Annotated in this window: 9 protein-coding genes; 4 read left to right on the top strand and 5 right to left on the bottom strand. The window is 45.9% G+C overall.

The features are described from left to right. Complete coding sequence (gene eutJ, locus F461_RS0107625) at nt 1–816, top strand: ethanolamine utilization protein EutJ (RefSeq protein WP_020000562.1); 816 nt, start codon at nt 1–3, stop codon at nt 814–816. A 334-nt stretch (nt 817–1,150) separates the two neighbouring features. On the opposite strand, the gene F461_RS0107620 is transcribed toward eutJ, so the two are convergent. The 3 genes from F461_RS0107620 to F461_RS0107610 form a co-directional block, all read right to left on the bottom strand. Continuing rightward, on the bottom strand, nt 1,151–2,431 hold the full coding sequence (locus tag F461_RS0107620; protein WP_020000561.1) for a TRAP transporter large permease: 1,281 nt from the start codon (nt 2,429–2,431) through the stop codon (nt 1,151–1,153). A 2-nt stretch (nt 2,432–2,433) separates the two neighbouring features. Further along, nucleotides 2,434–2,976: a TRAP transporter small permease gene (locus tag F461_RS0107615; RefSeq protein ID WP_020000560.1), complete on the bottom strand. Its 543-nt coding sequence runs from the start codon at nt 2,974–2,976 to the stop codon at nt 2,434–2,436. A gap of 65 nt (nt 2,977–3,041) precedes the next feature. After that, nucleotides 3,042–4,040: a TRAP transporter substrate-binding protein gene (locus F461_RS0107610; protein ID WP_020000559.1), complete on the bottom strand. Its 999-nt coding sequence runs from the start codon at nt 4,038–4,040 to the stop codon at nt 3,042–3,044. A 1,041-nt stretch (nt 4,041–5,081) separates the two neighbouring features. Between F461_RS0107610 and F461_RS18620 the strand changes: the two genes are divergently transcribed. From F461_RS18620 to F461_RS0107595, 3 genes are all read left to right on the top strand, one after another. Beyond that, the gene (locus F461_RS18620) at nt 5,082–8,771 is read left to right on the top strand and encodes an ATP-binding protein (protein ID WP_020000558.1); all 3,690 of its coding nucleotides are present in this window, start codon (nt 5,082–5,084) and stop codon (nt 8,769–8,771) included. Between the two features lie 18 nt (nt 8,772–8,789). Next, nucleotides 8,790–10,568, top strand: a complete 1,779-nt coding sequence (locus F461_RS0107600; protein ID WP_020000557.1) for a sigma-54-dependent Fis family transcriptional regulator — start codon at nt 8,790–8,792, stop codon at nt 10,566–10,568. 172 nt (nt 10,569–10,740) lie between these two features. Next, nucleotides 10,741–11,541 carry an EFR1 family ferrodoxin gene (locus F461_RS0107595; protein ID WP_020000556.1) on the top strand — a complete coding sequence of 267 codons (801 nt, stop codon included), beginning with the start codon at nt 10,741–10,743 and terminating at the stop codon, nt 11,539–11,541. Nucleotides 11,542–11,995: 454 nt separating this feature from the next. On the opposite strand, the gene F461_RS0107590 is transcribed toward F461_RS0107595, so the two are convergent. Continuing rightward, entirely contained in the window at nt 11,996–13,336 is a 1,341-nt protein-coding gene (locus tag F461_RS0107590) for a sigma-54-dependent transcriptional regulator (RefSeq protein ID WP_020000555.1), read from the bottom strand. Next, on the bottom strand, nt 13,336–14,832 hold the full coding sequence (locus F461_RS0107585) for a sensor histidine kinase (protein ID WP_020000554.1): 1,497 nt from the start codon (nt 14,830–14,832) through the stop codon (nt 13,336–13,338). The genes F461_RS0107590 and F461_RS0107585 overlap by 1 nt, the downstream gene beginning before the upstream one ends. Nucleotides 14,833–14,945: the final 113 nt, after the last annotated feature.

The raw sequence follows: 14,945 nt of genomic DNA, 5'->3' as shown, positions 1-14,945 counted from the left end.
ATGGCCATTTCTTGGGAGTTAGCATGCGAGCGACTTGATCGCGCCGCCGCCATGATGAATGACACCGACCCTGTTTCGGTTGAAGGCCCGATTCACATTGGCATTGACTTAGGTACAGCGGATGTTGTGCTTATGGCTGTTGATGGCGAAGGCGAGCCTGTTGCTGTCTTCCTGGAATGGACAGAAGTTGTACGTGACGGAGTTGTGGTAGACTTTGTCGGTGCCTGCGATGTTGTTCGCAAATTTGTAGCCATGGCGGAAGAACGCCTTGGTATCGAAATCACCGAAGCTTCCACCTCTTTTCCTCCGGGGACTGATGCGCGTCTTTCCACAAATATTTTGGAAACCGCAGGTCTCGATGTGACCTATGTTGAAGACGAACCAAGCTGTGTTGCATCCCTTCTTGAGTTGGATAAAGCAGCAGTTGTTGATATCGGCGGTGGTACCACTGGTACTGCAATCGTTAAAGGCGGCGAGATTGTTTTCAGTGATGATGAGCCGACTGGTGGTAAGCATATTACGCTTACCATTGCTGGGCACTATGATGTCGCTCTTGAAAAAGCTGAAGAGTACAAACGCAAAGCGGAGGAATACAAAATTCTCTCCATTGCAAAGCCGACTCTTGAGCGTGTTAGTGACATCGTTTCGGCTCATATGGCAGGGCACGAGGTTGATTCAGTTCTTCTTTCAGGTGGTACTTGCTGCCTGCCGGGAATTGAGACTATCTTTGAAAAAGAGCTTAAGCTTCCTGTACATCTTCCAAGTCAGCCGCTTATGCTAACCCCGTTATCTATTGCGTCGTTAGCTCTGCGTTAGACTGAAGCGATTAGAAATACTAAACCGGCTGTCCGAAAGGACAGCCGGTTTTTTTCTTGTTCCTTTTGGGGGCAGCTCTTCACCCGCAAGGACCCTCCTGACCGGCATGACGTTTAGGAAACGTTTTGCCCGAGAACGATGATGCTTAGGAGAGCCTCGTTAGAATCGTGGGTATGGTTGCTGTCGATTGGATACTGCAGGCTTGAGTCAGAATGTTTTTATCCGAAACAGGATGCAGAAGCGGTGCCCGTTTGTCGGAGGCTAAAAAGCATAAAAAAGCGGAGCCCTTTTGGGGGCTCCGCAATTTTCGAGTAAGGTTTTAAGCTTAAAGGTATTACATGAGCATTTTTGGCAAGAAGAGAATAAGCTGCGGGAACATCACGAGCAGGAAGATAACACCGATAGTGATGCAGCAGAAAGGAATTGCTTTTGCAGATATTTCTTCAAGCGAGACGTCTGCAATACCTGAGGCGATAAACATGTTTTCTCCCAGTGGTGGAGTAGAGAAGCCTACGCCACAGCAACACACAAGAACGATACCGAAGTGAATTGGATCCACGCCGAATGCTTTCATAACTGGAAGCAGTACCGGGGTAACGAGAAGGATGATTGCCAGAGTTTCCATGAACATGCCAAGGAACAGAAGAATAAGCACTACAAAGATCCAAACTACCATTACGTCAGATGTAAAGTTGAGGAGCATCTCAACGATCTGGTCTGGAATGCGGTACTGTACAAGAAGTCTACCGAATGCATATGCGGTAAACATAATGATGAGTACGCGTCCGGTAAGCCATGAGGTTGTCTCAAGAGACTTCATCAAAGCTTTGATTGAAAGTTCTTTGTAGATGAAGAAGCCGACAAACAATGTGTAGAAAATTGCTACAATAGCAGCTTCTGTCGGTGTAAAGAATCCAGAGTAGATACCACCCAGAATAACGATAGGTGCCATCATCGCCCAGATACCTTCTTTCATGGATGTAAGAAGAGTGGATGCAGACCATGCCGCCATATCTTCATGTACTTCCATTTTACGACACTTAAATAAGTGCATGCAAATAAGACCGACAGCAATTAAGAGGCCTGGAATAACACCACCAAGGAACATCTTTGTAATGGATTCCTGTGCTGCAACGCCGTAGATAACCATAGGAATAGAAGGTGGAATAATGATACCTACGCCACCCGCAGTAGCAGTTGCTGCTGCAGCGTATCCTGGCTCGTAATCCCTTTTAATCATTGCAGGAATCATCAGCATGCCAACCGCAGCAGTGGTAGCCGGACCGGAGCCGGAAATGGCGCCGAAGAATACACAAGCAAGAGCGGTAGAAATTGCAAGTCCGCCACGAACAGGGCCAACGAGGTTTTCAGCAATGAGAACTAAGCGTTTTGATACGCCGGCACATTCCATCAAGGCCCCTGCAAGTACAAATGCCGGCAGTGCCATGATAGGAAAGCTGTTAACTGAGGTGAATGCGATCTGGATGAGTGTGCTCAGATCCTGACCTACAACCATGAATGAGAACATGGCAGACACACCAAGTGCTACTGTGATTGGTGCTCCCAAAAGCATGAGCACCAGAAATGTTAGAAATAAAACTTCTGCAACACCCATGACTAACCCTCCTCACCCTTCAGAGCATTTTTACTCTTTTCAATATCAGCTTTGTCAGGGTCTTCAATTTCCTGCTTCAGAATCCATTTAATGTAGTTAACCTGCAAAATACGCAGAGACATAAGTGTGAAGCTGATTGGGAAGATCAGATATACCCAGCTGAGCTGCCAATCGAGAGCAGGGGTGGAGTACGGAAATTCGATCAGGTCCTGAATGGTCTGGATGCCTTTCCAAGTCATCACGCTGTTAAAAACGATCCAGACAACATCCATGAGAAGCATGGAAATTTCACCCACGATAGGCGGGAATAGTTTGAACTGAAGCGTTACACGGTTGTGAGCAGCGAGTCTTGCCGCGTAGGAAGCGCCAAAAAATACAAACCAAACAAAAGAGAAGCGGGCGACTTCCTCACTCCAGTACAATGGTGTGCCGATTTCACGCAGAATAATCTGTAAGAAAAGAACCACAACAAAGAATGCAAGGAGTGCTTGGCAGATGTAACTCTCAACATGGTCGAGAGTATTAAAAAGGATTTTTTTGAACATCAGGTGTCCCCTAATTAAAATGAAATGAGCCGGTGGGTACCACCGGCTCTGTAGTATCTGCTAGATTATTTTTTGCCGATGTAACCGAGGTAACGATCAAGCACTTTCTGGCCGCCAACAAAGTCGGTCATTTTAGGCCATACATTATCGACTGCGAGTTTTTTCCATTCAGCTTCATCTTCGAGAGTATCAATCTGGATACCGGACGCGATGAGTTCTGCTTTAGCGCGGCCAGCGTCTACGAGCTGGAATGCAAGGCAATATTCCTGAGCTTCACGGCCAGCGTCTACTACGAGCTGCTGCATTTCTGGAGTGAGCTTTTTGTAAAGACGTTCAGAAATCATCATTGGCTGGAGCTGGTAAGTGTAATGAACTTCAGTGATGTACTTCTGTACTTCGTTGAATTTAGCAGCCTGGAACGTGATGTAACCGTAGCACTGACCATCTACTACTCCCTGCTGGAGAGCTGTGAAGGTTTCTGCCCAGGAGATAGGTACTGGGTTTGCGCCCCATGAACGGTAAGTTTCAAGAATAACTGCGGACTGTGGAACACGGAATTTCATGTCCTTAACGTCAGCAAGTTTTTTAATCGGGTGCTGAGAGTTGGAAAGGTAACGGTAGTCAGTGTAGGTCCAGCCAAGAACACGGAATCCGCCTTCTTTCACTGCAAATTCGTTAAGCATTTCGTGAGCAGGGCCAGTAGCACCGCGTACTACGTCGTACATGTTTTCGAAGAGGTACGGCAGGGTAAGAATGCCGAGTTTTTTAACGAAAGGAACGGTGTTCGCGATACCTACTACTGCCATGTCGAGGTTTCCGCGGCGAACGTTCTGAATCATTTCGGTTTCATCACCGAGCTGACCACTTGGGAAAATCTGTACTTCTACTTTTCCGTCGGTACGACCTTCTACGATTTCCTTGAAGCGGGTTGCGATAGCACCCATTTCGGAATCAATAGGGTCGCCCATACCGATGCGAAGAATCGTTGGGTCCTGAGCAAATGACACAGACGAAACTGCCATCATTGCTACCAGTGCAACCAGCACTAATGCTTTCCTAAACATACTTCCTCCTGAATGTATTCCATACTAGATACGTCTCAAATCAGAGCGTGTAGCTTGCCGTTATGGAATGTTGTTATTCGCCCTCATCAACTGGCCGAAAGTTGGTAGAGGCACTATTTCTTATGCTGAAGAAATTTATTGTCCGGAGGGAAACGACATGTCTTTAACTGGTGGGACAGGTCATGTCGTTTCCCGGGGGCATAAACCATATGCAGCGTGTAAAGCAAAGAAGAGACCAAAAAATGCAGGCCTAAGGGTATTTGCAGATATCATTCAGTAATAGTTAATGAATTGTTGATCAGGGCGTCATTTGAAGAGGTTGGGCGGGTGAAAAAAATGGGGTATGGATGTCCCATTTTTTCTTCATTTAAACTAACTAACTAAAAATAATGGAATAAATAATGGGGTGCATATGTCCCGCAAAGAGGGTTTGTGAAAAAAAGCGCGAAAGTGGGGTGATTGAATGTGACAAAAAAGTCCCAAAAATCAGTAAAGTGTCTGGTTAAGATGTAGTTTTGTGCAAAAATGCAACATTTTTTTGATGTTTTGAGTAACAGATTGGATGTGCTAGGGTCTGTATTCTCTTTATTTGAGGCAAAATTACCCCGTATTAATGCTGGTTCGAATACCTCGTTGAATTCAACAGGACAAATAGGACGAAGATGCCTCAGTATGAAGTCCAATATTGCGCGAGAGTAGTTTTAAATTTTCTTAGATGTGAAAATGATATGCAATATTAGCAGGATGAGAGAGTGGTGCGGGCTTTGCCTGCCCATGCTGTAGGTTTGTGCCTTAGATAACAATCAATTGAGAATGAATGTTGCAAAGAGAAGGACATACATGGTGAGTCTTTTTGCCCCCATGTAAGGAATAGATGCTGATGCAGCGCAATGCAGTCAGGCATCGCCCTTTGTGTAGTTATAGATAGAGCGGGGATAAGGAAGACTATGCGTTCAGTTGGCAGCAGAGTGCATATGTTATGGAATTATCATTAGGTAAACTTGACGGATGCTGTCCGTATGGTTTGCAGGAGTAGGCTGAATGCGCTTGAAAATGTTGACTCTTCTTGTGTGCGGAATGTTGCTTCTAGGAATGGGGGCAATATATAAGACCGTGCTCTCTTCTTTGGATTCTCGGGATAACACTGTTGAGCGGTTGATCGAGAACAAAGAGTTTGTATGGGCGAACTTCTCGCCGGAAGAACGTAATTGGCTTTCAACGCATAGTACTGTTCAGGTCGGTATTGATAACAATTTTTTCCCAATTGAGGCCAGAACTGAAGATGGTCATCATGTTGGTATGACGAGCGACTACTTGCGTATTCTTGAAAAGCTTACTGGGTTGAAATTTAAAATTTCAGCCGTGGGCGAGTGGACGCAGGTAATGCAAGATATGCGCGACGGTAAGTTGGATATGATCGCGGCGTTGATGCGAACTCCAAGTCGTGATGATTTTCTTAATTTCAGTACTCCGTTTATTAAAATGCCCGGCATCATTGTTGTCCGAAAAGGGGATTGGAAAGATCTTACACTGGACGATTTAAGTGGTAAGCGTGTTGCTGTTGTCCGCCGTTACGCATGGCATGATTATCTTGAGGACTATTATAAGGATATCATCATTGATGTGGTGGAAAATAGCGAAGAGGGACTGCAACGCGTAGCGTTCGGGCAGTCAGACGCACTTGTAGATTATCAGTTCAGTATCACTCATCAGATTAAAAAAAGCGGCGTACTTGATTTGCAGGTCGGGGGCGTTGTGGGGCTAACCGCAAGCCTATCTGTTGGTATAAGCAAAGATTTACCGCTGTTGCTAAGCATTCTTAACAAGGCACTGAATAATATTACTTCGGAAGAGCATAGCGCTATTGTCGGAAAATGGGTGCGTATGGAGGAAGGAGATCCTGTTTCTACGCGTGCTATCGTTCTTATCTTAATGTGTTTTACATTTCTTATTGGTGCCACGTGCATCATTGTCTTGTGGAACCTTTCTCTAAAAAAACTTGTAGAGAAGAAAACAAGTGAACTTAATGCGGAGCTTGTTAAACGGGACTCAGTTGAGGCTGCGTTGCGGAATAGTGAAGTTCGCTATCGAAGAATTTTTGAAAATATTCAGGATGTGTACTTTCAGGCGCTTCCCGACGGGCGCATTCGGGAGGTAAGCCCTTCTGTTCAGCAGGTGTTCGGCTGGACACCTGAAGAGGCGCAACGTGCTTCTGTTTACGCTTTTATGGAACCGGATGTGGTTCTGATGCTGAAAAAAGAATTGCGTAAGCGCGGGAAGCTGGAAGACTTTGCTTTTGTTTTTGGTACAGGCGAGCATGCAATGCATTGTTCCGTAACGGGTAAAATGCTGTATGATACAAAGGGCAATCCTGCGGAATTTGTTGGTTCAGTACGTAATGTTACGACGCGTGTTGAATATGAAAAAATGTTGAGTAAGGCTAACCTTGAGCTTGAATCCCGTGTTGAAGAACGTACCCGTGATCTGAGAGAAATGAACAAAGAACTGCAGCGTTCAAAAGAGGCTGCGGATGCCGCAACACAGGCAAAAAGTCAATTCCTTGCAAGTATCAGCCATGAAATTAGAACCCCCCTGCATGGAATCATCTCATTTGCGGAGCAGGTTCGTATGCTCGAAGCATCTGCACCTGTACACAAGTACTTGAGAAACATTTTGGATTCCTCTTTTACCTTGCTCGACATCATTAATGAGCTGCTGGACTTCTCCAAAATTGAAGCAGGCCATGTTGCAGTAGAAAACATGCCGTTTCATCTGGACAGCACTGTCCAACGAGTCTGCAATCTTGTCCTAGGCAGGGCTGCCGCAAAGGACCTCGAGTTTATTGTTGATCTTCCATCAAGTGTGCCTACCAGACTGTGTGGAGATTCCGGAAAGTTGCAGCAGGTTATGTTAAACCTTACCAGCAACGCATTGAAGTTTACTCCTCCCGGGGGGACTATTTCTCTGTCATTCCGTTATCATCAGACTAGCGACAGTAATATATTGTTACAGTGTTTTGTTCAGGACTCTGGCATCGGGGTTCCGTCCGGTTCTATGGAACAATTGTTTATTCCGTTCCAGCAGCTGAGTGCTCCGGAATTACGTAGTTATGGTGGTACCGGCTTAGGACTGAGTATCTGTAAGCAACTTGTGGAACACATGGGCGGAGAAATATGGGTTGAGTCAGAACTGGGGCAGGGAAGTCTGTTTGCTTTCTCAATTCCGTTTGAACTTGAAGAGTCATGTTGTGATATTTGGGAATTGCCGGAAGAACTGGCCGACATTACGGCGCTTGTAGTTACTAAGTCTGAGCAGTCCGGTAGAGTTGTCCGTTCTCATTTTAATGCCATTAATATGATGACTTCAATTGCGTATGGCGTCGATGATGCCGTGCTGAAGCTTGAGTCGGGCGTGGTGAAGCCAAACGTTATCTGCATAGGTCATAATATTCCACTGGCAGAGCGCCCGGAACTTCTATTTAATTTTACCAATGACGGTGAACCAATTCCTGTTTTGCTGATGGCTGCTAAGCATGGCAAGCTGGTGCTTTCGAGTGCAAAACTCCCTGCTAACGTACATCTGGTAACAGATATTTTGACTATGCGTGTGCTGCTGAGTTCCCTTTGTACCATGCTCGGGGCAGATGGCTCGGTGCTTGCGAATACAGAGATGAAGCCGTTGGGGATAGCGGATGAAGACAGGTTTAAAGGGAAACGAATCCTTATTGCGGAAGACACACAGACAAACCGGGAAATAGTTACCATGCTGCTTGAGCCGACTGGCGGGTTGCTTACGTTTGTAACCAACGGCCGTGAAGCGGTGGAGGCTGTACGTAAAATTATGTATGACGTTGTACTTATGGATATTCAAATGCCGGAAATGGACGGATACGAAGCTGCAACGTTGATTACTAAAGAGCTTGGGTCGGCAGCGCCTCCTATAATTGCGTTAACTGCGCACGCTATCAAAGGCAGCAGGCAGCGAGCTAAGGATGCCGGTATGGAGTTTTATCTATCCAAGCCGTTTGGCAAAGAGTCATTGTATTCAACTATTGCAAGTGCGTTAACTTCGAAGGGAGACGTGGAGGCTTCTGTGCAGGATTATTCAGAGAAGACTCAGACACTATCGGTGCCGTATGGTGTTTGTCCTGAGGTCGCAAAGCGATTGGGGGTTACGCAGGAATCTTTCGATACGTTACTCAAACTTTTTGCACAGGAACATGCCGAAGCTATAGAGCATTTGCGTGCTGCTTGCGTTAATCATGAGTACGAGCGTGTAATGAAGATGGCACATACCATTTCCGGCGCAGCTTCTAATATTGGTGCAGCGCAGAGCGGGGCAATTGCCAAGCAGATTGAGGTGCAGGCTGAAGGCGTTGTAAATGGCGACTGTACACCGTTAGGGGTGGATGATCTCATTCTATCACTCGAGCGAGAGTTAACACCATTGCTTGAAGAGATCGCAGTTAAGCAGGAAGCCTTGAAGAAGCCTGTTGTTGATGCAACTGGAAAACCGCTGACGGCTTCTGAATTTGCCATTGCAAAGAACCTTGCGGTTGCACTCAAAGCCGCAGATCCTGTAAAAATTGAAGAATTACTCCCTCAAACTGCTGTATTTTTACAACCGGAAGACTCTGTCGCCCTTGAGTCATTGGTCTTCCAGTATGACTATGAAAAAGCGCGTGACCATCTGCTTGCTTGCAGGCAGGTTTCCTCTTTTAGAGACGCATAGGCAAGGAGGATAAACACTGTGAGAACAAAGCCGTTAATTCTTGTTGTCGACGATAATCCGGTAAACCTTCGTATTCTTGTGGACAATCTACAAGAAAAGTATGCACTGATTGTGGCAAAAACCGGTGAAAAAGCGTTGGAACATGCTGTTGTACAACGGCCGGATCTTATTCTGCTGGATATTGTGTTACCGGATATGGACGGTTTTGCTGTTTGTGAGGAGTTGCAACAGCAGGATGCTACCCGCAGTATTCCTGTAATATTTATTTCTAATATGCAGGATCCAGAGTGCAAAACCCGTGCTTTCAGTGTTGGAGGGGTAGACTATGTAACCAAACCGTTTCATCAGGCGGAAGTGGTTGCCAGAGTTCATACTCACCTACTCTTAAAGGGGATGCGTGAACGTCTTGAAGAAAAAAACGTACTCGTCAAACAGGAGCTTATCGAAAACCGTCGCCAGCTGAATACGCTGATGGATAATTTGCCGGGGATTGCATACCGGAGCGAAGTGGATGATCAGCGCACCATGCTGTTTATGAGTGTCGGTACCTATGAGATTACCGGATTTTCTCACACATATTTTACTGAAGGCGGCAGGGAACCCTTTATCTCTGTTGTTGTAGAAGAAGATAAGGCGGAGCTTACCGAACGATTACAGGCCGCTTTAGCTGCGCAGCTTCGGTTTGAACATGTCTATCGTATTCAAACAAAATCCGGTGATGCCAGATGGGTTCGAGAGCAGGCAGTAGGTCTGTATGACGATGATGGAACCCCGTTTGCCATCGAGGGGTTTATTTCTGATGTCACCGAAAGCAAAATGCAGGAATTGGGCATTTGCGAAGAAAACCGTTTGCTGAAAAGTAAAATGAAAGCACACTACTTCGGTAACATTGTTGGTAATTCTGATCCGATGCAGAACATCTATGAAATGATTCTGAAGGCTGGCGCAACCGATGATAACGTGATTGTGTACGGCGAGTCCGGCACAGGTAAGGAGCTTGTATCCCGCGCCGTGCATGACCATAGTTCCCGATTTGATCGTAACTATGTTCCGGTTAACTGTGGTGCCATTCCTGAGCAGCTTTTTGAAAGCGAGTTTTTTGGGCATAAGAAGGGGGCCTTTACCGGAGCTGTTACAAACCGCAAAGGGTATTTGGAGCAGGCAGATAATGGTACACTATTTCTTGATGAATTAGGCGAGATAAGCCTTATGGGGCAGATCAAGCTGTTGCGTGCCATAGAAGGCGGGGGATTTATTCCGGTAGGGGGCACAGAACTTGTGCATACGCGTCCGCGTATTGTGGCAGCAACAAACAGAGATTTGATGGAGCTGGTACAACAGGGACAGATGCGGAGTGACTTCTATTACCGTATCCACGTTGTGCCGATTTATATTCCTCCTTTGCGTGACCGTAAGGAAGACATTCCTTTGCTTATCGATCATTTTCTCCGTATATTACCAGAGCTCGATAACCGCCCTCCGGTTACAACAGAAGTGCTTAATGCTTTTATGGCATATCATTGGCCGGGTAACATCAGGGAGATGCAGAATGCTCTGCATCAGTACCTGAATCTCGGGACACTCACCTTGGGTGGGGAGCGCATTATAACCGGAAGCGACAGGACCGGGATGCAAGTTCTTCAGGAGCCGCTTGAAACTGCGATGTCACGTTTCGAACGTCAGTATATTATGGATATTCTCAAGGCGAATGATTGGCATCGATCTCATACAGCCCGTACTTTACAGGTCGACAGACGAACCTTATTCCGCAAGATGAAACAGTATAATATCGATTAAGGATATTACGTAGTTCGCATGCAATGAATAGAATAAAACGCTCCCCTGTAGAAAAAATTGCGGGGGAGCTTTTTGTGCGATACGTTCTTTAGCTTTATTGGCGTGATGTTTTAGATCTTGTCCAGTAAGAGGCTAGGGATAACTTCCCAATTAAATTGATGGAGCAAATGGAATGGAAATAGATCCTGTAAAATTAGTATACTTTTCACCAACAGAAACAACAAAAGCGGTCGCTCATGGCATTGCTCATGGCATTGATTCTTCGTCAATCGAACTTGTAGATCTAACCACACCAAGCGGAAGAGAACAGTCTTTGCTAGCTGCAAAGGATGAATTGCTTGTGGTCGCAGTTCCTGTCTACATGGGAAGAGTTCCGGCTTTGGCAACTGAATGGCTTAAGACAATTAAAGCTGATAATACTCCCGCGGTTTGCGTTGTTGTCTATGGTAACCGTGCTTATGATGATGCCTTGCTTGAATTAAAAGATACTGTAGAAAAATGTGGATGTATTCCTATTGCATGCGGGGCATACGTTGGTGAACATTCATTTTCAAATTCAGATACGCCAATAGCTGAAGGACGTCCCGACAAAGCCGATGTAACTCATGCGGAAGAATTCGGGCGTAAGATTTGTGAAAAACTGCAAGCTGTTTCATCACTCTCTCAACTCTCCGATGTAGCAGTGCCTGGCAGTTATCCTTATGGGGGACGTACGGAATTATGGAGTGTTGATTTTATCGCTGTGAATAGCACATGCACACAATGCGGAAGTTGTGCAGACGTATGCCCTGTAGGTGCTATTGATTCGCAACATAGCTCGATAATTAATCATGAAAAATGCATTACGTGTTGTGCATGTATAAAGAGTTGTCCTCAAGGCGCTAGAACAATGAAACCCAGTCCGGTAAAAGATGCCTCAGAACGGCTTAATAATCTTTGTAAAGAACCCAAGCAGCCGGAATGTTTTTTATAATACGAACTATCTGTTCACTTGCAGGCTCTCCATAACGTATAAAAATCTATCTGGCCTATAGCATTTGGCGGTAAGCTGCGAAGTATTAGCCTCTCGTTTTTCATTTTAAAATTTGCTTTTTAAGATTTGATGAAGAGCGTTAAAGAGATACGTGTCGGGATGATATAAAGTCAGATATTAGAGAACGTGCAAGAGCTGTGGAAACATAAAACAGACAAAAAATATGACTTACGATTTTACTCGTAAGTCATATTTTTTTATGCGTAGTGCCGGAAAGGTTTTGTTCTCTCTTTTAACGGCTTGGAATAGATGTATTTGATTTTTGCACGATAGTATGTGCGTGGCTGATGCATTCAGTACACGTGCCAGAGTCCAAACGATTTTTGTAGTTATGTGTGCATAAGTCAGCAATAGAGGCTGTTGCGGCGGGTAGCTCACCACGATCCCTCTGCTTCTATTCAACACCGTAGGCTTTGAGTTTACGCCATAAGGTGGTTCGGGGAATTGCCAGAATTTGTGCCGTCATGCCTTTGTTATATCCTGTTTTTTCAAGTACTTTGATAACATACCGTCGCTCCATTTCTTCCAACGTAGGAAGGCCGTCGCCTTCCATGGTGTCAAACTCCAATTGTTGCATGTCTCCCGGCAAGTCACTGGCGTGAATTTCTTCACCTTCTGTCAGGGCCACGGCTCGTTCAATAATATTTTCCAGTTCACGCACGTTCCCGGGGTAACTGTAGTTATTAAGAATTTGCATGGCCTGCGGACGAATGCCGATAACTTCTTTGTGGAAGGCTAGGCTGTATTTTTCGATGAAATGACGTACCAGCAGCGGAATGTCTTCGCGTCGTTCGGAAAGATGGGGCAGGGAGATGGAAACCACGTTCAGGCGGAAAAATAAATCTTCACGGAAGGTTCCATGTTCCACCTCATGCTTCAGATCCTTGTTGGTAGCGGCAATAACGCGGATGTCCAGATCGATGGGGGTTGTACCGCCCACACGCCTGATTTGCCGTTCCTGTATTACATGGAGCAGCTTCACCTGCATAGCAAGTGGCATTTCTCCTATTTCATCGAGAAAAACCGTGCCACCGGATGCTGCTTCCAGCAGGCCAATTTTGGTCGCCGTTGCTCCTGTGAATGCGCCTCGTTCATGCCCGAAGAGTTCACTGTTGATTAACTCGTCTGAAAATCCGCCACAGTTAAAGGCTACAAAAGGAAAATCCCGTTTAGGACTGAGCTGATGGATTGCACGGGCGACTAGCGCCTTGCCGGTGCCGCTGCCTCCTTGAATGAGCACGTTGCAGTCCACGGGAGCCACTTTGCGGATTAACGTAAACAGTTTTTGGATGGCAGGGCTGTTCCCGATGATTGACGTAAGGCCGGAATCTCCTTTGAGTGTTTCACGCAGCCTTATATTTTCCAGACGCATGGAAATTTTGTCCTGTACCTGTTTTGCCAGCAGTCGTATTTCGGTCAGGTTTACCGGTTTCGTAATATAATGATAGGCGCCATTACGGATGGCCTCAATAGCCGTCTCCATACATCCGTGTCCGGTTACGATAATCACTTCTGTCTGCTGATGCAGCGACTTAATGCGTGAGAGCACCTCCAGACCATTTTGGTCGGGCAACCGCATGTCCAAAAAGACGATGTCAAAGGGCTGCTGCACTGCACGTTCCAAAAAGGAACGCGCCATAATGAATGCCTCCACTTCAAAGTCTTCACGTCCAAGAACCAGACTAAGTCGTTTACATACTATTTCTTCATCATCAACAATAGCGACACGCAGCATCAGGCTTTACTCCTTAAACTGTTACTGAACACATTGTTTTGTTCTGAAACACAGGGGAGTAAGACTATAAATTCAGCGCCTTCCCCTTCTTTGCCTTTCACATCAATGCGTCCGTAGTGGCGCTTGATGATTGAGAAGCTGACGGCTAACCCCAGTCCTGTACCTTTCCCAACTTGCTTTGTGGAGAAAAAGGGTTCGAAAATCTGTTGCCGGATTTCAGGAGCGATGCCGGGGCCGCTGTCTTTAACAGAAAAGCGAATATGTTGTTGATCGTCTGCGAGCTCAACGCAGACTTTAACTGTACCTTCCTGAGGGCTTGCCTGAACGGCATTGAGCAACAGGTTTGTAAATACTTGTTGCAGGTTGCGTAGATTGCCCGCAATAGGTGGAAGATCGTCGGTAATGGACGTTTCCAGATATACTCCGGCGATACGGAATTGATTTTTCACTAGCGCAATGGAACTGTCCATGACATTTGCCGGGGCGAGATGGGCAAAAACAGGCCTTTCCGTCCGGGAGAAGTCCAGTAAATTCTTTACGATATCTGCCGCGCGGGCTGTCTGGCTCAGAATGTCGCGCAACATGTCCTGTCCTTCCTCGTCTACGGCATCGCCGTATATTTCACCAAAAGCTTCCGCTGTTAGCGAGATGTTGTTGATCGGGTTGTTCAACTCGTGTGCAACTCCGGCTGTAAGCGTGCCTATAGCCGCGATTTTGCGCGTCTGAACCAGATCTTCATGATTCGTTTCTAATTCTTGCGCCATACGGTTGAAGGCTTCGATCAGGGCATAAATTTCTTCGAGACGTTTGCCTTTATAACGGATGGGGCTGAAGTCCCCCCGTGCAACTTGTTGAGTGGTGGCTTTTACTACATCCAGTGGGCGTAATAGTCCCAGAGCGATAATCTTGATGACGAGAATCATAAGGAACAGGAAAATGCCAAGAAAAGCGAAAGGCAGGATAGATGAGCGAGAGATGGCTTTATGTATACGTTCCCGCTTGATGTGGCGGAATTGTTCAGCAGAGTCCGTAAGTTCTTTCCCTAGAACCCGTAGCGCCTTGCGAGTGAGGGGCTCTCCACTGAGGACTAGTTCCACCTGCTTGTTGTACCTGTTTAGCGTGGATTGGAAACGAAGAAAAACTTTCTGACCTACAAGGACTGGTAAGTCATCCGCCAGACTGTCTACCAGTTTATTTATATGCTCGATGTACTGACGTGATTCTTTCAGGCTTTCTCTGCCTCCGTAAATGAAGAAATTTTTCTCCATGCGTCGGAGTTCAAGAATGTTATTCAGAAGGTCGTCGTACTGTTGACTAAGGATCATGCGCTCTTTGACGGTATCCAGGTTCCAAAAATGCAGGGCGGAGAGGCCTCCAATGAAAAGGAACGTCATAATAAAGATGACAAAGATTTTCCCTTTGATGGAGTCCAGCCGTGTATGCTGGACAATCCATCGTCCCAGATTTGATCCGCTAATAGATTCTTTCACTTCCATCTCAGTCTCCATAATTGCGACAGCGAGGATATTTGTATTTCAAAATGAAACATGAGGTGTTTAGGATACCCTTTTTTTGTTTCAAAATGAAATAAAATATATTTTAAAAATCT

It is taken from the genome of Halodesulfovibrio aestuarii DSM 17919 = ATCC 29578, assembly GCF_000384815.1.
GTDB lineage: Bacteria > Desulfobacterota > Desulfovibrionia > Desulfovibrionales > Desulfovibrionaceae > Halodesulfovibrio > Halodesulfovibrio aestuarii.
This window is presented reverse-complemented; position numbering and strand designations above follow the sequence as displayed.

Coding starts and splice junctions, on each gene's coding strand:
- eutJ (WP_020000562.1), top strand. CDS start 1: ATGGCCATTTCTTGGGAGTTAGCATGCGAGCGACTTGATCGCGCCGCC.
- F461_RS0107620 (WP_020000561.1), bottom strand. CDS start 2,431: ATGGGTGTTGCAGAAGTTTTATTTCTAACATTTCTGGTGCTCATGCTT.
- F461_RS0107615 (WP_020000560.1), bottom strand. CDS start 2,976: ATGTTCAAAAAAATCCTTTTTAATACTCTCGACCATGTTGAGAGTTAC.
- F461_RS0107610 (WP_020000559.1), bottom strand. CDS start 4,040: ATGTTTAGGAAAGCATTAGTGCTGGTTGCACTGGTAGCAATGATGGCA.
- F461_RS18620 (WP_020000558.1), top strand. CDS start 5,082: ATGCGCTTGAAAATGTTGACTCTTCTTGTGTGCGGAATGTTGCTTCTA.
- F461_RS0107595 (WP_020000556.1), top strand. CDS start 10,741: ATGGAAATAGATCCTGTAAAATTAGTATACTTTTCACCAACAGAAACA.
- F461_RS0107590 (WP_020000555.1), bottom strand. CDS start 13,336: ATGCTGCGTGTCGCTATTGTTGATGATGAAGAAATAGTATGTAAACGA.
- F461_RS0107585 (WP_020000554.1), bottom strand. CDS start 14,832: ATGGAAGTGAAAGAATCTATTAGCGGATCAAATCTGGGACGATGGATT.